This is a genomic window from Pseudomonas violetae (assembly GCF_023072615.1).
Classification (GTDB): domain Bacteria; phylum Pseudomonadota; class Gammaproteobacteria; order Pseudomonadales; family Pseudomonadaceae; genus Aquipseudomonas; species Aquipseudomonas violetae.
Genome location: NZ_JAKNRW010000005.1, coordinates 112024 through 130792, shown reverse-complemented (window position 1 = coordinate 130792; position 18769 = coordinate 112024). Strand labels below are relative to the sequence as shown.

Annotated in this window: 15 protein-coding genes; 5 read left to right on the top strand and 10 right to left on the bottom strand. The window is 58.6% G+C overall.

The window, feature by feature from the left end; all coding sequences use genetic code 11:
- Positions 1 to 7: 7 nt before the first annotated feature.
- From L9059_RS09305 to L9059_RS09275, 7 genes are all read right to left on the bottom strand, one after another.
- Positions 8 to 1111, bottom strand: a complete 1104-nt coding sequence (locus tag L9059_RS09305; RefSeq protein ID WP_247290245.1) for an ABC transporter ATP-binding protein — start codon at positions 1109 to 1111, stop codon at positions 8 to 10.
- A 151-nt stretch (positions 1112 to 1262) separates the two neighbouring features.
- A complete protein-coding gene (locus L9059_RS09300; RefSeq protein ID WP_247290244.1) occupies positions 1263 to 2093 on the bottom strand; it encodes a carbohydrate ABC transporter permease in 831 nt (276 codons plus the stop codon).
- Positions 2094 to 2103: 10 nt separating this feature from the next.
- Positions 2104 to 3030 carry a carbohydrate ABC transporter permease gene (locus L9059_RS09295; protein ID WP_428480252.1) on the bottom strand — a complete coding sequence of 309 codons (927 nt, stop codon included), beginning with the start codon at positions 3028 to 3030 and terminating at the stop codon, positions 2104 to 2106.
- Between the two features lie 78 nt (positions 3031 to 3108).
- A complete protein-coding gene (locus L9059_RS09290; RefSeq protein WP_247290241.1) occupies positions 3109 to 4419 on the bottom strand; it encodes an ABC transporter substrate-binding protein in 1311 nt (436 codons plus the stop codon).
- Between the two features lie 156 nt (positions 4420 to 4575).
- Positions 4576 to 5481 (bottom strand): AraC family transcriptional regulator, encoded by a 906-nt coding sequence (locus tag L9059_RS09285; protein WP_247290238.1) that lies wholly within the window; start codon positions 5479 to 5481, stop codon positions 4576 to 4578.
- A gap of 79 nt (positions 5482 to 5560) precedes the next feature.
- Positions 5561 to 6856 carry a glycosyltransferase gene (locus L9059_RS09280; protein WP_247290236.1) on the bottom strand — a complete coding sequence of 432 codons (1296 nt, stop codon included), beginning with the start codon at positions 6854 to 6856 and terminating at the stop codon, positions 5561 to 5563.
- Between the two features lie 93 nt (positions 6857 to 6949).
- Positions 6950 to 7318, bottom strand: coding sequence for a response regulator (locus tag L9059_RS09275; protein ID WP_247290234.1), 369 nt, complete (start codon positions 7316 to 7318; stop codon positions 6950 to 6952).
- Between the two features lie 259 nt (positions 7319 to 7577).
- Between L9059_RS09275 and L9059_RS09270 the strand changes: the two genes are divergently transcribed.
- From L9059_RS09270 to L9059_RS09250, 5 genes are all read left to right on the top strand, one after another.
- Positions 7578 to 11072 carry a response regulator gene (locus L9059_RS09270; RefSeq protein WP_247290232.1) on the top strand — a complete coding sequence of 1165 codons (3495 nt, stop codon included), beginning with the start codon at positions 7578 to 7580 and terminating at the stop codon, positions 11070 to 11072.
- Positions 11072 to 11887: a CheR family methyltransferase gene (locus L9059_RS09265; RefSeq protein WP_247290230.1), complete on the top strand. Its 816-nt coding sequence runs from the start codon at positions 11072 to 11074 to the stop codon at positions 11885 to 11887. Before L9059_RS09270 ends, L9059_RS09265 begins: the two co-directional genes overlap by 1 nt.
- Positions 11884 to 12465: a chemotaxis protein CheB gene (locus L9059_RS09260; protein ID WP_247290228.1), complete on the top strand. Its 582-nt coding sequence runs from the start codon at positions 11884 to 11886 to the stop codon at positions 12463 to 12465. Before L9059_RS09265 ends, L9059_RS09260 begins: the two co-directional genes overlap by 4 nt.
- Positions 12459 to 13640, top strand: coding sequence for a hybrid sensor histidine kinase/response regulator (locus tag L9059_RS09255; RefSeq protein ID WP_247290226.1), 1182 nt, complete (start codon positions 12459 to 12461; stop codon positions 13638 to 13640). The genes L9059_RS09260 and L9059_RS09255 overlap by 7 nt, the downstream gene beginning before the upstream one ends.
- Before the next feature lie 77 nt (positions 13641 to 13717).
- Complete coding sequence (locus L9059_RS09250) at positions 13718 to 14095, top strand: response regulator (RefSeq protein ID WP_247290224.1); 378 nt, start codon at positions 13718 to 13720, stop codon at positions 14093 to 14095.
- A gap of 108 nt (positions 14096 to 14203) precedes the next feature.
- On the opposite strand, the gene L9059_RS09245 is transcribed toward L9059_RS09250, so the two are convergent.
- The 3 genes from L9059_RS09245 to L9059_RS09235 form a co-directional block, all read right to left on the bottom strand.
- On the bottom strand, positions 14204 to 15856 hold the full coding sequence (locus tag L9059_RS09245; protein WP_247290557.1) for a response regulator: 1653 nt from the start codon (positions 15854 to 15856) through the stop codon (positions 14204 to 14206).
- Between the two features lie 14 nt (positions 15857 to 15870).
- Positions 15871 to 17373, bottom strand: a complete 1503-nt coding sequence (locus tag L9059_RS09240; RefSeq protein WP_247290223.1) for an ATPase domain-containing protein — start codon at positions 17371 to 17373, stop codon at positions 15871 to 15873.
- 300 nt (positions 17374 to 17673) lie between these two features.
- On the bottom strand, positions 17674 to 18729 hold the full coding sequence (locus tag L9059_RS09235) for a tetratricopeptide repeat protein (RefSeq protein WP_247290222.1): 1056 nt from the start codon (positions 18727 to 18729) through the stop codon (positions 17674 to 17676).
- Positions 18730 to 18769 lie beyond the last annotated feature (40 nt).

The window sequence follows — 18769 nt, the reverse complement described above, 5'->3', positions numbered from 1 at the left end:
TCAGAAATCAGGCGGCTGCGCGCAACGGGCGGGGCAGCGCCACGCCGTCGGCATCGAATAAATGACAGTGTTCGGCGTCCAGGTGCAGGCTTAGGGCCTCGCCATAACGGCTGGCCAGATCACCGCGAACCCGCATCGTCAGGGCTTCGCCGGATGCGGTCAGCACGTGGCAGAACGTATCGCTGCCAAGCCGTTCGCTGACGTCGGCGGTGACCTGTAGTGTGCAATCGCTGCCGTGCGCGAGGTTCAGGTGCTCAGGGCGGATGCCCAATGTCACTGCGCCGCCGACGCTCAGGCTGGCGCCGCTCAGCGGCAAGTTGATGCGGGTTCCAGCGTCCAGCTGCACCTCGCAGCTTTGGCGGTCGACCCGCAAGACCTTGCCTTTGAGGAAGCCCATTTTAGGCGTGCCAAGAAACCCGGCGACAAACAGGTTGGCCGGCTGGTGATACAGGTCCAGAGGCGAGCCGACTTGCTCGATCTTGCCGCCATTGAGCACCACCACCTTATCGGCCATCGTCATGGCTTCGACCTGGTCGTGGGTCACGTAGATCATCGTTGCTTGCAGATCCTTGTGCAGGCGCAACAGCTCCAGGCGCATTTGCACCCGCAGGGCGGCGTCGAGGTTGGACAAGGGTTCATCGAACAGGAAGATTTTCGGGTTGCGCACGATCGCTCGGCCGATCGCCACTCGTTGACGCTGGCCACCGGACAGCTGCTTGGGCTTACGCTCCAGCATTGGCCCGAGTTCAAGAATGCGTGCCGCTTCCCCGACCTTCTTCGCAACCTCGGCTTTTGCAACGCCGGCCAAGTCGAGAGCGAAGGACATGTTCTTGCGCACGCTCATATGCGGGTACAGGGCGTAGGTCTGGAACACCATGGCCAGGTCACGCTTGGCCGGGCTGACCTCGGTAATGTCCTGGCCATCAAGTTCAATGGTGCCTGCGCTGACCTCTTCGAGCCCGGCAATCAGGCGCAGCAGGGTGGATTTGCCGCAGCCCGAGGGGCCAACAAAGACCACGAACTCCTTGTCGCTCACTTCCAGGTCGATGCCCTTGATAATGGAGAAGCCTTCGAAGCCTTTTTGCAGGTTTTTGATTTTCAGGTTGGCCATGATGATGGGCCTCCGCTTGTTATGTAGGTTGGCGCGAGCTTGCTCGCGAAACACGTGCAGACGCCGCGTTGATCCAGGCAGCCAGCGTTATCGTTGACGTCCATCGCTGGTAAGCCGGCTCCTACAGGAGATTTCGTCGGGCTTGAAATCGTCATTTCACCGCGCCAAACGACAGGCCGCGCACCAACTGCTTCTGACTGATCCAGCCAAAAATCAGGATCGGCGCGCAAGCCAGGGTCGAGACTGCCGACAACTTGGCCCAGAACAGCCCTTCGGGGCTGGAGTAAGAAGCGATCAAGGCGGTCAACGGCGCGGCTTTCGACGAAGTCAGGTTCAGCGACCAGAACGCTTCGTTCCAACACAGGATCAGTGACAGCAGCACGGTCGAGGCCAGGCCCCCCTTGGCGATAGGCAGCAACACGCGCACCATCTCTTGCCATAGCGTTGCGCCATCCAGTCGTGCCGCTTCAAGGATGTCCTTGGGAATGTCCTTGAAGTAGGTGTAAATCATCCAGACCACGATCGGCAGGTTGATCAGTGTGTAGATCACGATCAGGGCGATGCGCGTATCGAGCAGGCCGACGCTCTTGGCCAGCAGGTAGATTGGCATCAGTACGCCCACCGGTGGCAGCATTTTGGTCGAGAGCATCCACAGCAGCGTGCCCTTGGTGCGTTGGGTTTCGTAGAACGCCATCGAGTAGGCCGCCGGCACCGCGATTAGCAGACTCAAGGCGGTGGCACTGAAGGAAATCACCACCGAGTTCCAGGCGAAGCTCACGTAATCGCTGCGCTCGTTGATGTGCAGGTAATTCTCCATGGTGGGGGTGAAAAAGAACTGTGGCGGGGTGGCGAACGCATCGATTTCAGTCTTGAAACTGGTCAGCACCATCCAGAAAATCGGAAAGAAGATCAGGATCGCGATAGCCCAGGCCAGGGTGCCGAGGAACAGGCTTTGCAGGCGACGGGATTGTTGAAGGGTCATGGCGCAGGCCTCAGGCGTTGTCTGTCAGGTTTTTGCCGATCATTCGCACCAGCACGATGGCGGCGATGTTGGCGATGACCACCGCAATCAAGCCGCCGGCAGACGCCATGCCGACGTCGAACTGCACCAGCGCCTGGTTGTAGATCAAGTAGGCGAGGTTGGTCGAGGCATAGCCCGGGCCGCCATTGGTGGTAGTGAATATTTCGGCGAAGACCGACAGCAGGAAGATGGTTTCGATCATCACCACTACCGCGATGGGGCGTGCGAGGTGCGGCAGCGTCAGGTGCCAGAAAATCGCGACCGGCCCGGCGCCATCGAGGCGCGCGGCTTCTTTCTGTTCCTGGTCGAGGGACTGCATGGCGGTCATCAGAATCAGAATCGCGAAGGGCAGCCATTGCCAGGACACGATGATGATGATCGACAGCAGCGGATAGTGCGCCAGCCAGTCCACCGGTTGCGCCCCGAACAGCTTCCACACGTAGGCAAGAATCCCCGACACCGGGTGGAAAATCAGGTTCTTCCAGATCAGCGCACCGACTGTGGGCATGATGAAGAACGGCGAGATGAGCATGACTCGCACGATGCCGCGCCCGAGGAATTCACTGGCCTCCAGCAATGCACTGATCAAAACCCCCAGCACCACGCTGATCAGCAGCACACTGCCGACCAGCAGCAGGGTGTTGATGGCTCCGGGCATGAAGCCCGGGTCCGTGAGGAAGTAGGTAAAGTTCTCCAGCCCGATAAACTGGTTTTCGCCCGGGTTAAGCAAGTTGTAGCGAATCATCGAGAAGTAAACAGTCATGCCCAGCGGCACGATCATCCACAGCAGCAACAGCGCTACCGAGGGGCTGACCAGGAACCAGCCGGGGTTGGCCAGCCGGCTTTTACGCACTGGCTGGGGAATGTCCATGTGAGCTTTGGCAGTTGAAGTATTCATGGCGATCACTTGCTCGTAATGCGGTGAGACCCTATGGCGAGGGAACTCGCTCCCTCGCCACAATTGGGGTGGCTAGGGTTACTTGGGATAACCCGCGCGCTTCATTTCACGTTCGGTGGATTGCTGGGCTGCCGTCAGCGCCTGGTCGACCGTGGTCTGGCCAATCAGTGCTGCCGAGAACGATTTGCCAACCTGGGTGCCAATACCCTGGAACTCGGGAATGGTCACCAGCTGGATGCCGACGTAGGGCACCGGTTTCAAGGTCGGTTGGCTCGGGTTCGCGGCCTTCAGGGATTCGAGCGTAACCCTGGCGAATGGCGCGGCACTCATGTACGCATCGCTGTAGGTCGAGGCCCGCGTGCCTGGCGGTACGTTGGCGATGCCATCTTTTTGGGCAACCAGTTCGCCGTACTCCCTGGAAGTGGCCCAGGCGCTGAAAGTTTTCGCCGCGTCCTTAGCCTTGGAACTGGTGGGGATCGCCAGCGCCCAGGAGTAAAGCCAGGCCGAGCCCTTATCGGTGACCTGATGCGGCGCAAAGGTAAAGCCCACGTGCTCGCTCACTTTGCTCTGGGTCTTGTCAGTGACGAACGAGCCGGCCACGCTGGCATCGACCCAGATGGCGCATTTGCCGCTGTTGAACAGCGCCAGGTTCTCGTTGAAGCCGTTGCTTGAGGCTCCCGGCGGGCCGGCTTGCTTCATGGTGTCGACGTAAAAATTCAGCGCATTTTTCCACTCCGGCCCGGTAAACTCCGGCCGCCATTGCTCATCGAACCAGCGAGCACCGTAGGCATTGCCCAAGGTGGTGATAAGCGCCATGTTTTCGCCCCAACCGGCCTTGCCGCGCAGGCAGATGCCGTACTGCTCGTTATCTTTATCGGTGAGTTTGCTGGCGAATTCACCGATCTGCGTCCAGGTGGGGCGCTCAGGCATGGTCAGCCCGGCTTCCTTGAACAAATCGGTGCGGTAGTAGGTAATCGAACTCTCTGCGTAGAAAGGCAAGGCATAGAGCGAGCCCTTGACCGACAGGCCTTCACGTACCGAGGGAAAGACGTCTTCCAAGTCATAGGAGGCCGGTAAGTCCTTCATCGGCTCCAGCCAACCCTTGGCGCCCCAGAGTGCGGCTTCGTACATGCCAATGGTCAGTACGTCGAACTGACCGCCCTGGGTGGCGATATCGGTTGTGAGGCGTTGGCGCAGGACGTTTTCTTCCAGTACCACCCAATTGAGCTTGATCTGCGGGTGCTCGGCCTCGAACGCTTTCGAGAGCTTTTGCATGCGGATCATGTCGCTGTTGTTGACGGTGGCGATGGTCAGGGTCTGGGCAGCCAGGCTGACGCTGCTCAGGGTCATGCAGGTAAGGGCTAACAGAGCTTTGACAGAGGGTTGCATCGTGCACTCCTTTTCTGCACCCGGAGGGTTGCAGAAGGACGGTTATTGTTTTTGTGTCTTCCAGCGCTGGGAAGAATGTGCACTGATTACAGCCTTCTATCGATGGCGTGACAAATCATCCATCGCACTTGCATCGATACTATTTTGCACTGCCGCTCAACTCGAATTCTGCTCAGTCAACCGCTGTACCGCCAACCGCCGGTAATGCGAGGGAGTCATGCCCTTGAGTTGCAGGAAGCGCCGATTGAAATTGGAGATATTGTTGAACCCGGACTCGAAGCACACATCGGTCACCGGTTTGTCGCCATCGGCCAGCAACTCGCAGGATTTGCTGATGCGCAGGCGGTTGACGAATTCGATGAAGCAGCGCCCGGTGGACTGCTTGAACACTCGACTGAAGTAGGTCGGTTTCATGCCCAGGTGCTCGGCGACCTCTTCCAGTGGAAGCTCCCGGGCGTAGTGCGCAAAAATATAATCGACCGCGCGGTTGGTACGGTCGACGTTGTGCTCGTCGGCCAGCTGCGGTGAAGTGGCGCCAGACAGCAACTGAAAGTCGTCAGAAGCCGCCAGCAACTCCATCAGGATGAAAAAATGCCCCAGACGGGTCACTCCGTGGGTGTCGGCGATTCGTTGCATCAGGCCCATGGCTTGGCGGATGGTGCGCTTGCAGCGGAATTCAATACCGTATTGCGCGCGCTCCAGCAGGGGCGCCAGGGTCTTGAGTTCGGCGAATACCAGGTGGCCACTGTCGAACAGTTCGTCCGTGAAGTTGACCAGCATGTCCCGCTTGGGCACCACTTCGTCCTCGGCCACTTGGCTGATCCAGTTATGGGGCAAATTGGGGCCGGTGAGGAACAGGCTTTGCGGATAGAAGTTGCCAATGTAATCGCCGATGAACACTTTTCCGGAGCTGGCGACGATCAGGTGCAGTTCGTATTCTTTGTGGAAATGCCAACGGACCAGGGGGCAGGGGAAGCCGTGCTGGCGATAGATGATGGACAACCCGTTATGGTCGTCCATCAGCTCGTAGGAAGGGTCGGTGACTCTGGCTGCTCGGGTCATGTCAGGGCGCTTTTATTGTTTTCGCCGGCCGATCATGCCTCTTTCCGAGCCGGGAACGCCACCCGCTAACCCGCTCGGGTCATTGGGGCTGACGGTTCTTCGCTTCAATCCATTGCGACATGTACTGAGTGCTCTTGTGCTGATGATGGCGCAGCATGCTACCGGTAAAGTTGTCCCGCCTGATTGAAACCAGGCTTCGACGGCATTCTTCAATTCGGGCGATCAGCGCCGGGCCATGCGCCGTCTGGCGATACCGGCGCCCCAGCAATTGCAGGCCTTTGGCCTGCGCGTTCAGCCAGCCTGCGCGGTCATTGTGCAAGTGCACCGCACTGTCGGCAAACGCCTGGGCAGTCCGTGTCACTGCGCCTGGCCACGGTTCCAGACCGTGCATGCCTTCAGCCCCCACCGGGGTGGTGACATTCGGTGTGCCGCAAAGCATCGCATCCACCAGTTTGCCCTTGATACCCGCACCAAAGCGCAACGGTGCCAGGCACACCCGGGCCGCTGACATCACTTGCAAGGCATCTTCAGCCCAGTTCATGACATGAAAACCCTGGGCCGCGTTGTGCAGGGCTGTTGCCTTGGGCGGCGTATAAGCTCCGTAGATGTGTAACTGGGCACCCGGCAACTGCTGGCGAATCAACGGCCAGATCGTGGTTTTGAGCCATAACACGGCATCCCAGTTCGGCGCATGGCGGAAGTTGCCAATGCTGAGAAAATGGGCGCGGTCCTCAAATAGTGGCAATGGCTCGGTCGGTACCTCAATCATCAACGGACACCAGTGCAGCAGTTCACGCGGCAACTTGAACTGCTGCACCAGCAACTCGATCTCCACCTCGGAGATCATCAGCGTCAGGTCGCAGCGATAAATGGCGGCGATCTCGCGCTTGGCCAGGTCGGAATCGGCCATGAGTTCGAATTCCTGCCGTAACGCTGGTGCAAACAATTCGTTGAAGTCTTCAAGGTCATCGTTGACCTTCAAGCGCTCCTTGAGTCGTTGGTGCCTCGCGTGACGCAGGCTCTGCAGATCGGAAGTCTCAAGCACCCGCAATGCATTGGGGCAGTGCTTTTCCACTCGCCAGCCGAACTGTTCTTCCATCATGAACTGGTCGAACAGCACGACGTCCGGCGCCAGTTCAGTGACGAACGAGTCGAAACTGCTGCTGTTGAGCTCGATCGGCGTCTGGCGAATGCCCAGGGCCGTGAGATCCGCCGGGTGTTCACCGGCGCCCGCGGGGCTGCTGAAAGTGATGTCCCAGCCTTGCTGCCGGAAGGTTTCGAGGATTTGCATCACATGACCGCTGGCCGCCGAGGAGCGGGGCTCGGGCCATACGTAACCAATGACCAGGACTTTGGTTGCGCGGGGCTGACTCATTGAGGGTTGTTCCTTGAAGCGGGCGGGGGGCACAGGGCGAAAAAATGCGCGCAATTAAACCACAGTCCACGGCGATCCTGGCGCCGTGCAGGTTTAGCGTACGGCCTGCAGGATGCCCTTTACCTTGTCCCGCAGTGCATCGATCGAGAACGGTTTGCCAATCAAATGCATATCCGAGGGCACATCTATGTTTTCGGCATAGCCGCTGGCAAACAGGATCGGCAAGGCGCAGCGCAGTTTACGGGCCCGGTCGGCCAGTTCACGACCGTCCATAACCGGTAAACCCACATCAGTCATCATCAGATCGATAGGCTGATCCTCGTTTGCCAGAAACGTCAGTGCCTGTTCACCGCCATCAGCCTCCAGTACCTCGAATTCGAGCTCCTCCAGCACATCGACGATCAACATGCGCACGATGTCGTCGTCTTCGACTACCAGAATGATGGGCGCGGCGGCAGACATAATAGGGTTTCCAAAGGTTGAAGTTGCGATGGCCGGCCGATCAAATTCGCCGGGGTCTTGCTTGAGTAAACAGCGGGGCCCGACAAGTTCCCCTCGTGCTGAAAAAAGAATAGCTGCTCAATTTCGGCAAGGATAACCGCTCCTTCGTTCAGGAGCAGCTGAATGTAGGATTTTGCTGAAATTCCCGTCAGAAAATTGGATCAACATGCCCGTTATGGGGCAAACTCCGTGTTTTTTAACAGTTCGACAAGGCTCCCACATGACCTCTGCGTCTTCGGTAGATGAGCAACGATTCCGTAAACTCTTGAGCCGCAACGTCAGCCTGCCATTGGGCGTGGGTCTTGCCAGTGCGGTGTTTTTCGTTTCCCTGATCACCTATCTGTTGTCAACCATCCAGTGGGTGGAGCACACCGATCGGGTGATCAATAACGCCAATGAAGCAGTAAAGCTGACCGTCGATCTGGAAACCGGCATGCGCGGCTATTTGCTCAGCGGTGACGAGAAATTTCTCGAACCCTATGAAACAGCGCGCCCGCGCATCAAAGTTGCCCTGAACACCTTGCTGGAACTGACCGGTGACAACCCGGTACAGACCGATCGTCTACGTCGCCTCGAAGCACTACAGGCTGAGTGGTCGAGCTACGCACAATCGATGATCGACTTGCAGCGGTCCAGCGGCGACTACCGTGGCGCAGTCAGGGCCGGGCGCGGTAAACGCCTGACCGATGAAATACGCAAGCAGTTCGAAGACGTAATCCAGATGGAGCAGCAGTTGCGCACCGCGCGTAATGAAGAGGTGCGTCGCACCACCCTCTGGAGCATCGCCCTGTACCTGCTGTTCGTCGCCGGGATCAGTGCGCTGCTGGCCTATATCGGCCGGCGCGACCTGCTTAACCTATCGCAGAACTACGCCGCCAACCTGTCCGCGCAGCAGTCCAGCGCCAATCGTCTGGAGCAGCAGGCCTGGTTGCGCAATGGCCAGACCGAATTGGCCGAACAGGTGCTGGGGCAGCTTTCGCTCAACGTGCTGGGGCGCAATATCCTGCAGTTTTGCGCGCAGTATCTGGGTTCGGCAGTGGCGGCCATGTATGTGCGCGAAGAGCATGGTGGCCTTAAACGCATTGCGTCCTATGGGTTTTCCCGGGAGCAAGAAGAGCGTGAGCACTACATCTACAGCGATGAAGGGATTGTCGGGCAGGTGGCCCAACGGGCTCGGCTGATTCGCCTGGACAAGGTGCCTGGCGACTACTTCAAGGTCAGCTCCGCCCTGGGTGAAGGGTTGCCTCACAGTGTATTGGTCGTGCCGACCAGCGACGACGACCGGGTCAACGGCGTGATTGAACTGGGCTTCCTGCGCCCGCTCAATGACCGAGACATCGAGTTGCTGGAGCTGATTGCCGCCAATATCGGCACCTCGATCGAGGCCGCCCGCTATCGCCAGCGTCTGCAAGAGGTGCTGGCGCAAACTCAGCAACTCAATGAAGAGCTGCAGGTTCAGCAGGAAGAGCTCAAGACCGCCAACGAAGAGCTTGAAGAGCAGTCGCGCATCCTCAAGGAGTCCCAGGCTCATCTGGAAACCCAGCAGGTCGAGCTGGAGCAGACCAATGAACAATTGGCCGAACAGGCGCAGATCCTCGCCGACCAGCGCGATGCCATGGACCAGAAGAACACCGAACTCAATCAGGCACAAACGCAGCTGGAAGAACGCGCCGAGGAGTTGCAGCGTTCGAGCAAGTACAAGTCCGAATTCCTCGCCAACATGTCCCATGAATTGCGTACTCCGCTGAACAGCTCGTTGATCCTGGCCAAACTGCTGGCGGAAAATCCCCAGGACAACCTCAGCGCGGAGCAAGTCAAGTTTGCCGAGTCGATCTATTCGGCAGGCAACGATCTGCTGCACCTGATCAACGACATCCTCGACATTTCCAAGGTCGAGGCCGGCAAACTGGAAATGCTCCCCGAGCACACCAGTGTCGCCCGTCTGGTGGATGGCTTGCGCGCAATGTTCCAGCCGCTGACGACGCAAAAGCAGCTGGATTTCCAGGTAGAGCTGCAAGCCGGTTCGCCGCTGATGATCTACACCGACCGCCAGCGCCTGGAACAGGTGATCAAGAACCTGCTGTCCAACGCCGTGAAATTTACCGAGAGCGGCAGGGTCAGCCTCACCGTTACCAACATGCCTGGCGATGGTATTGCGTTTGTCGTGCGCGATTCCGGGATTGGCATTGCCGCCGATCAGCAGGAAAGTATATTCGAAGCCTTCCGCCAGGCAGACGGCACCACCAACCGGCGTTACGGCGGCACCGGGTTGGGCCTGTCGATTTCCCGGGATTTGGCAGCATTGCTCGGTGGTTCCATTAGCGTTACCAGCGAGCCCGGGCAGGGCAGTGTGTTCACCCTCGTCCTGCCGCAGCAATACGTTGAGCCGGGGGAAAGTCCGATCGAGCCGATGACCCAGGCACCGGTGGCGGCCTCGCACACAGTCACTGCGCCGGGTGCCCCGGCACCGCTGATTGCTCCAGTCGACATCCCGCGTTTCAACGATGACCGCACCAAGGCGCCGTTCGCCACTCGCTGCATTCTGGTGGTGGAAGATGAGCCGAACTTTGCGCACATCCTCTACGACCTGGCCCACGAACTGGGTTACCAGTGCCTGGTGGCCCATGGGGCCGACGAAGGTTACGACCTGGCCAAGGAGTACGTTCCGGATGCGATCCTGCTGGACATGCGCCTGCCGGATCATTCCGGCTTGACCGTGCTGCAGCGCCTCAAGGAACACGCGGACACCCGGCATATACCGGTGCATGTGATTTCGGTCGAGGATCGGGTGGAAGCCGCCATGCACATGGGCGCTATCGGTTACGCCGTCAAACCTACTACCCGCGAAGAACTCAAGGATGTGTTCGCCCGCCTGGAAGCCAAGCTGACCCAGAAGGTCAAGCGCGTACTGCTGGTGGAAGATGACGACCTGCAGCGAGAAAGCATCGCTCGCCTGATCGGCGATGACGACATTGAGATCACCGCCGTTGGCTTTGCCCAGGAAGCCCTGGAGCTGCTGCGCACGACCATCTATGACTGCATGATCATCGACCTCAAGCTGCCCGACATGCTCGGTAATGATCTGCTCAAGCGCATGTCCACCGAGGACATTTGCTCGTTCCCGCCAGTCATCGTCTACACCGGTCGAAACCTCACCCGGGATGAAGAGGCAGAACTGCGCAAGTACTCGCGCTCAATCATCATCAAGGGCGCGCGCTCACCAGAGCGTTTGCTCGATGAAGTGACACTTTTTCTGCACAAAGTCGAATCGCAGCTGTCCCATGAACGGCAGAAGATGCTCAAGACTGCACGTAGCCGCGACAAGGTTTTCGAGGGTCGTAAAGTGCTGCTGGTGGATGATGATGTGCGCAATATTTTCGCCCTCACCAGCGCGCTCGAGCAAAAAGGTGCAATCGTGGTCATTGGCCGTAACGGTCGTGAGGCGATTGAAAAGTTGAATGAAGTCGAGGATATCGATCTGGTGTTGATGGACGTAATGATGCCGGAGATGGACGGTTTTGAAGCCACCATTGAAATTCGCAAGGATCCGCGCTGGCGTAAGCTGCCGATCATTGCGGTGACGGCCAAGGCCATGAAAGACGATCAGGAGCGCTGCCTGCAGGCCGGTTCCAACGATTACCTGGCCAAGCCCATTGACCTGGATCGCCTGTTCTCGCTGATTCGAGTGTGGTTACCGAAGATGGAACGCATTTAGTGCAAGCCAATACCGAAATCGAATTGCGGCTGTTGATCGAGGCGATTTACCTCAAGTACAGCTATGACTTTCGCGACTATTCCGGCGCTTCGATCAAGCGCCGGGTCCAGCACGCGTTGGGGCAGTTCGAATGTGCGACCATTTCGGCGCTGCAGGAAAAAGTCTTGCATGACCCGACCGCGTTCATGCAACTGCTGCAGTTGCTGACAATTCCAGTCAGCGAGATGTTTCGCGACCCATCGCACTTTCTGGCCATTCGCCAGGAAGTGGTGCCGTTGCTCAAGACCTATCCCTCGATCAAAATCTGGATCGCCGGCTGCAGTACGGGTGAAGAGGTATATTCGATGGCGATTCTGCTGCGCGAAGAAGGCTTGCTGGATCGCACCATCATCTACGCTACCGACATCAACCCGCGTTCCCTGGACAAGGCCAAGCAAGGCATCTTCTCCATGGAAAACGTGCGTGCCTACACGGCCAACTACCAGAAGGCCGGTGGCCAGCGTTCCTTCTCCGAGTACTACACGGCCGCTTATGGCTACGCGATTTTCGACAAGTCACTGTGCGACAACGTGACCTTTGCCGATCATAGCCTGGCCACCGACAGCGTGTTCTCAGAAACTCAATTAATTTCCTGTCGTAACGTGTTGATTTATTTCAACAAAAAACTTCAGGACAGAGCTTTTGGTTTGTTTCACGAGTCCCTCTGTCATCGGGGATTCCTGGTGCTGGGCAGCAAGGAAACGCCGGAGTTTTCAGCCTTCGGCAAGCAGTTCGAACCCTTGGTCAAACAAGAACGGATCTACCGCAAATCATGAGCAATCCTTCGATAGAAGCCATCGTGATCGGTGCCTCGGCGGGCGGTGTAGAAGCGTTGCTGAACATTCTCGGCCCGCTGCGCGATGGGTTCACGCTGCCGATCATCGTGGTGCTGCACTTGCCGGATGAGCGCCGCAGTCATCTGACCGAGGTGTTCTCCCGCAGGGTATCGATGCCGGTGCTGGAAGCGAGTGACAAGACGCCTATAGCCCTGGGCACGCTGTATTTTGCCGCGCCCGGTTATCACCTGTCGGTGGAGCAGGACCGGACCTTTTCCCTGAGTCTGGAAGATCGCGTGCACCATTCACGCCCGGCCATCGACTACTTGTTCGAGTCCGCGGCGGATGCCTATGGCGGCAAGCTCGCCGCAGTGCTGTTGACCGGCGCCAACCGCGACGGTGCCGATGGCCTGGCACAGGTCAAGGAACGGGGCGGCCTGACCATCGTCCAGGACCCCCAGGAGGCGCAGGTGGCAACCATGCCGTTGGCGGCATTGGCCACCCACCAGCCGGACCACATTCTTCCCATTCACGGCATCGGCCGTCTGCTTGTCGAGCTGGAACGAATCGCATGCTAAGTAATATTCAAGCCAAACTGCTGATCGTCGACGATCTGCCAGAGAACCTGCTGGCGCTCGAAGCGCTGATCAAGCGTGAAGATCGTACGGTCTACAAAGCCTTGTCCGCCGATGAAGCCTTGTCCCTGCTGCTGCAGCACGAGTTCGCCATGGCCATTCTCGACGTGCAGATGCCCGGCATGAACGGTTTTGAGCTGGCCGAGTTGATGCGCGGTACGGAAAAGACCCGCAACATCCCGATCGTGTTTGTCAGCGCTGCCGGTCGCGAGCTGAACTACGCGTTCAAAGGCTATGAAAGCGGGGCCGTGGACTTCCTGCACAAGCCGCTGGATATCCACGCGGTGAAGAGCAAGGTCAATGTGTTCGTCGACCTCTATCGCCAGAGCAAAGCGATGAAACAGCAGGTCGAGGCGCTTGAGCAAAGCCGCCGCGAGCAGGGAGCGTTGCTCCAGCAGCTGCAGAGTACCCAGCTGGAATTGCAACAGGCGGTGCGCATGCGCGATGACTTCATGTCCATCGTCGCCCACGAAGTGCGTACTCCGCTTAATGGCCTGATCCTGGAAACCCAGTTGCGCAAGATGCACCTGGCCAGGGATAACGCCGCCGCATTCACCCTGGACAAGATGCACGCCATGGTCGATCGCGACGAACGGCAGATCAAAAGCCTGATCCGCCTGATCGAGGACATGCTGGATGTCTCGCGCATTCGCACCGGCAAACTGTCGATCCGCCCGAACCGTTTCGATCTCACGGCGCTGGTGCGTGGTTTGCTGCAAAACTTCGCTCCGCAAATTGACGCCGCCGAATCCTCGGTCGCCCTGGATGCCGATGAACCTGTGGTGGGCAATTGGGATGAATTTCGCATCGAACAAGTGATCTCAAACTTGTTGACCAACGCTTTACGGTACGGCGCCAAGAGCCCGATCGCCGTGAAGGTGTACAGTGACAACGGTCAGGCGCGGGTGGAAGTGCGGGATCAAGGGATCGGCATTGGTGAAGAGAACCAGAAGCGGATCTTCCAGCAATTCGAGCGCGTCACGGCCAAGCATGCCGTCGCCGGACTGGGCCTGGGCCTGTTTATTTCAGAACAGATTGTGACGGCCCATGGCGGTACCCTTACCGTCGAAAGCCGGATTGGCGAAGGCGCCCTGTTTCGCGTTTGTCTGCCGCTGTAGGAAATCAGCCAGATAAACGCAACCTCTGGTCGACCCCACGGTCGTATCAGCAGCTATTGACCGAACAAAGGCTTCCCATGAGTGAAGATGCGCAAGATGTAGTACTTGTCGTCGAGGATGACCCCTCGATATTGATGGTGTTGTCCGCTTATTTATCGGGGGAGGGCTACCGCGTATTGCAGGCTGAAAACGGCGAGCAGGCCTTCGCAATCCTCGCGAGCAAACCGCACCTGGACATGATGATCACCGACTTCCGCCTTCCGGGTGGCATTTCGGGTGTGCAGATTGCCGAGCCTGCCGTGAAACTGCGACCGGAACTCAAGGTGATTTTCATCAGCGGCTACCCGCAGGAAATCCGCGAGACGGATAGCCCGATTACCCGTAAAGCGCCCATCCTGGGCAAGCCGTTCGATCTGGATGTGTTGCAGGAATTGATGCAGGACATGCTGTCGTAGGAACTGTGCAGGCGCTGTCGAGTGCAACGAGGCTGCGATCTTTTGACTTTAAAAGACAACAAACATCAAAAGATCGCAGCCTTCGACAGCTCCTGCCAAGGGCGTGCTTCAGATACGGATCATCTCCCGCACCTTGGCCGTTAACAGGTCGAAGGTGAAGGGCTTGGTGATCATCTGCATGCCCGGGTCCAGAAAGCCCCCGCGCACTGCTGCGTGCTCCGCGTAGCCGGTAATGAATAACACCTTGAGCTCCGGGCGGAACTGCCGCCCGATTTCCGCCAGCTGCCGCCCGTTCATCCCGGGCAACCCAACGTCACTAATCATCAGGTCGATACGTTGCGTCGAGTCCAGAATCGGTACTGCACTGTCTGCGTCGCCGGCTTCCACATAGGCGTAGCCAAGATCGCTCAGTACCGTACTCACCAGCACCCGCACGGCGGGATCATCTTCAACAATCAGCACGGTCTCGCCGTTTTGGGCAAAGGGCGCATGGGGTGCATCCACCGGCGAACAAAGTGGAACATCGCCGCCAAAGCGCGGCAGGTACAGGCTCACTGTCGTGCCCGCACTCACTTCACTGCTGATCGCGACATGCCCTCGGGACTGCTTGCTGAACCCGTAGATCATCGACAGACCCAGGCCCGTACCCTGGCCGATGGGCTTGGTGGTGAAAAAGGGGTCGAACGCACGGGTAATGGTGCTCTGTGGCATGCCGCAGCCGTTGTCCGTGACACTGAGCATCACGTAGTCGCCCGGTTGCAGATTGACGTGTGCGTCGGTAAAGGTCGCATCCAGATGTTCGTTGCGGGTCTTGACCACCAGCCTGCCACCGTTGGGCATGGCGTCCCGGGCATTGATCACCAGGTTGAGCAGGGCGCTTTCCAGTTGATTGGGATCGGCCTCGGCCACCCACAGGCGCTGATCCAGTTGCATGTCCAATTGAATGCTTTCGTCGATGCTGCGCTGCAGCAGTTCGCCCATCGAGACCACCAGGGCGTTCATCTCTACGGGTTTGGAATCCAGGGACTGGCGGCGCGAAAACGCCAGCAGCCGGTGAGTCAGGCCGGCAGCACGGTTGGCCGAGGTCACGCCCAGGTCGATCAAGCCGTCCAGGTCGTCAGTGCGACCACGGGCCAGGCGCCGGCGTAACAGCTCCAGGCTGCCAATGATCCCGGTCAACATGTTGTTGAAGTCGTGGGCGATGCCCCCGGTGAGCTGGCCGACGGCTTCCATTTTCTGCGACTGACGCAACACTTCTTCGTTATGACGCAGCTGCGCGGTGCGTTCCTCCACCTGTTGCTCCAGGGTTTCGAGGGTGTTCTGCAGGCGCAGTTCGCTTTGACTCAAATCGATCAGCCGATCCCTGGCTTCGTATTGTCGTCGGCGGCCGCGCAGCGCGGTGGTGACCAGGCTGATCAATGTCACCGGATGAAAAGGGCGCTCGAGGAAGGTCACATTTCCCAGTTTCAGGCTGAAACGCGAGGCAGGGTTTTGATCGGGGCCACCGTGATAGGTCAGCAATATGATGGGCAGATCCGACCATGCCGGCTGTTGTTCGATCAGCCCCATCAGGTGTTCGAGGTCGCCCCCCAATAATGCCTCAGAAGCTATCAGCAACAGTCCTGCACCCAGGACCAGTTCACTGCACAGGGACGACAGGTCGCGGGTGATGACTCCCGAAAAACCCGCTTCGTTGAGCATCATCAGGGCGATCTGGCTGTCACGTCCCAGCGGCGCCAGAATGATCGCCCGCTCGGACATTACGACCTGAGGCGTCACGGGGCGTCATCCCCCAGTAGCGGCTTACTGGCACCCATGTAGGTCGGTACGCCACGCAATACGCCCTGGAAGGCATCAAGCGGTTCGCCAATGGTCATGCCCTTGCCACTGATACGGTATTCGCGGATGGTAGATTCGTGGCTGCCCGTGCGTTTCTTGATGATGGAAATGGCCCGTCGAACCTTGCCCAACGCTTCGAAATAGCGCAGCAGGATAACCGTGTCGGCCAGATAGGTAATATCCACCGGCGCCTGCATGTCGCCGACCAGGCCGTGCTGGGCAACGGTCATGAAAGTCGCTGCTCCCTGGCGGTTGAGGTACAGCAGCAATTCGTGCATGTGCAGGACCAAGGCATTTTCTTCGGGCATGGCGGCCTGATAGCCGTTGATGCTGTCGATGACCACGGTCTTGATTCCGCCTTCATCTACGCAACGGCGTACCCGGTGGGAGAACTCGCCGGGGGACAGCTCCGCTGCGTCGACCTGCTCGATCAACAGGTTGCCGGTGTCCCGCAGTGCGTTGAGGTCAATGCCTATGTTTTTCATGCGCTCGAACAGCAGCCCCAGCTCTTCGTCGAAAATAAACAGCGCGGCCTTTTCACCACGTAGCACGGCTGCTGCGGCAAAGATCATCGAGATCAGCGATTTGCCGGTACCTGCGGGGCCGAGAATCAGGGTGCTGGAGCCGGTTTCGATGCCGCCGCCAAGCAAGGCATCAAGCTCTTTGATGCTGCTGGTCAGTTGCGTACGGATGTACTTGCCGCGGTGTTCGGCTGCCACCAGTCGGGGGAATACATGCACGCCGTCACCCATGATGGTGAAGTCATGGAAACCGCCGCGGTACTTCTGGCCGCGGTATTTCACTACGCGGATCCGTCGGCGCTCGGCGCCGTAGTTGGGCGTCAACTCTTCAAGGCGGATAACCCCGTGAGCCACGCTGTGCACAGTTTTGTCCAGGGATTCGGTAGTGAGGTCATCGAGCAGGACTACCGTGGCGTCGTAACGCACGAAATAATGCTTGATGGCGAGGATCTGCCGGCGATAACGCAGAGAGCTCTGGGCCAGCAGGCGGATCTCGGAAAGGCTGTCCAGGACGACGCGGGTCGGCTTGACGCGTTCGACCACCTCAAAAATCTGCCTTGTCGCTTCCCCAAGCTCTAGGTCGGAGGAGTACAGCAGACTCTGCTGATGCTCGGCGTTCAGCAGGCTTTCCGGAGGTGTCAGCTCAAAGATGCGGATGTTTTCATCCAGCTCCCAACCGTGGGACAGGGCGCCCTGGCGCAACTCTCGCTCGGTTTCCGAGAGTGTGATGTACAACGAGCGCTCGCCGGCTCGTGCGCCGGCCATCAAAAAATGCAAAGCAACCGTAGTTTTGCCGGTTCCGGGTTCACCCTCCAGCAAAAAAACATGTCCGCGGGACAATCCACCAGCCAGGATGTCATCCAGACCCTCGATGCCGGTAGCGGCTTTTGCACTGAACAACTCGTTAGATGTAGACAAAAAAAGCCCTCTCATGACTAGGGGAAGCGAGGCCGCAGGCCTGAAGTGCCTGCTCGGACTGCCTGATCACTTGACCTTTTGCCATCGCGGCGGTTCCACACTATTTATGAGTCATAGCGAATTTCCGCTTGCCGCGCGGTGAGGAACTGCAGGGAGAAAGGAGGCTGCGAACGCACACTCACTGAATAAACAAAACCACGTTGTAGGAGCACGCTTGCTCGCGAGGGTGGTTAACGATAACGCGCACTACCTGAATAAATGCCGCCTTCACATCGAAGGGTAGGGGTGTGCGCTCCAACCTCAAAGCCCTTGCTGCAACGCCGGATCATCCGGGTTCATCTGCTCAAGTTGCGCCAGCAGAATCTGCACATTCTGCAGCTGCCCACTTTCCTTCCAGTAATTGATCAATAACACCCGGGCCCGGCGATCTGAGGGGTGGCGCTGGACTATCTCCTGCAACTGCTTCTGTGCCGCTTCCAGCTCCTGCTCATCGTGCAGGGTGGTGGCCAGGTCGTAGCGATAGTCCTTGTTATCGGGCTCCAGCTCTACCGCCTTGGACAAACCCAGGACGGCATACTCACTCTGTCCGTGATGCAATAACCACATACCGAGTGCATGTTGCAGGTAAGCCGAGTCAGGCTGGGCTTTCAACTGTTTGGCCAGCAGCAGCCGGGCGGCGTCGCTCTGGCCTTGTCTGTCCAGTACGTCGATCTGCATCACCAGCGCCGGGAGGTTGGCGGGGGCCAGGCGCAGAGTGTTGTCCAGCGCCTGCTGCGCCTCCTTCAGGTTACCGTTATGCAGATGCAGTCGAGCCAGCTGGTAATAGTTGCCTGCGCTTGGCGGCTGCGCCTGCAGGGCCAGCTCCCAGGCGTCGATGGCCTGTTCCAGCGGCCCGAAATACAAACCAAGGTCATCCGGCGACAGACCTAGCAATGCGTTGACTGCGGTATTGCGTACAGGCTGTTCGCCGTCATCGAGCAAAGGCCCGATCAACAGGCTGCGCTGGCCGTTGGGCACCAGGGCGCTGATGCTCTTGATCGCCGCAGCGCGTACCTGTGGCGATTTATGCTGCAAGTCCGCATCCGCCAGTTTAAGGGCTACCGAACTGGGGTAGTTAGGCAGTTCGGCATGCAGCCAGATCCGCCGTTTATCGGAGATGTCGGGCCGAGCCAGTTGTTGGTAGAGCACGCGCGCAGCGCCCGGTTTGCCGCCGCGAGCCTGATCCAGCGCTTCGCTGTAGCCGCGCTTGATCGCAGGCGGGATTTCGGGGGTGGTGCTGCGCAGGAGGAACCAGGCAAGCACGACGGCGAACAGCACGCAGAGGCTGATGATCAGGTAGCGGCGAGGCTGGGGCATGCAGGAATCCATTGCTGACAAGCTTGTGCAAAGCCGCCAG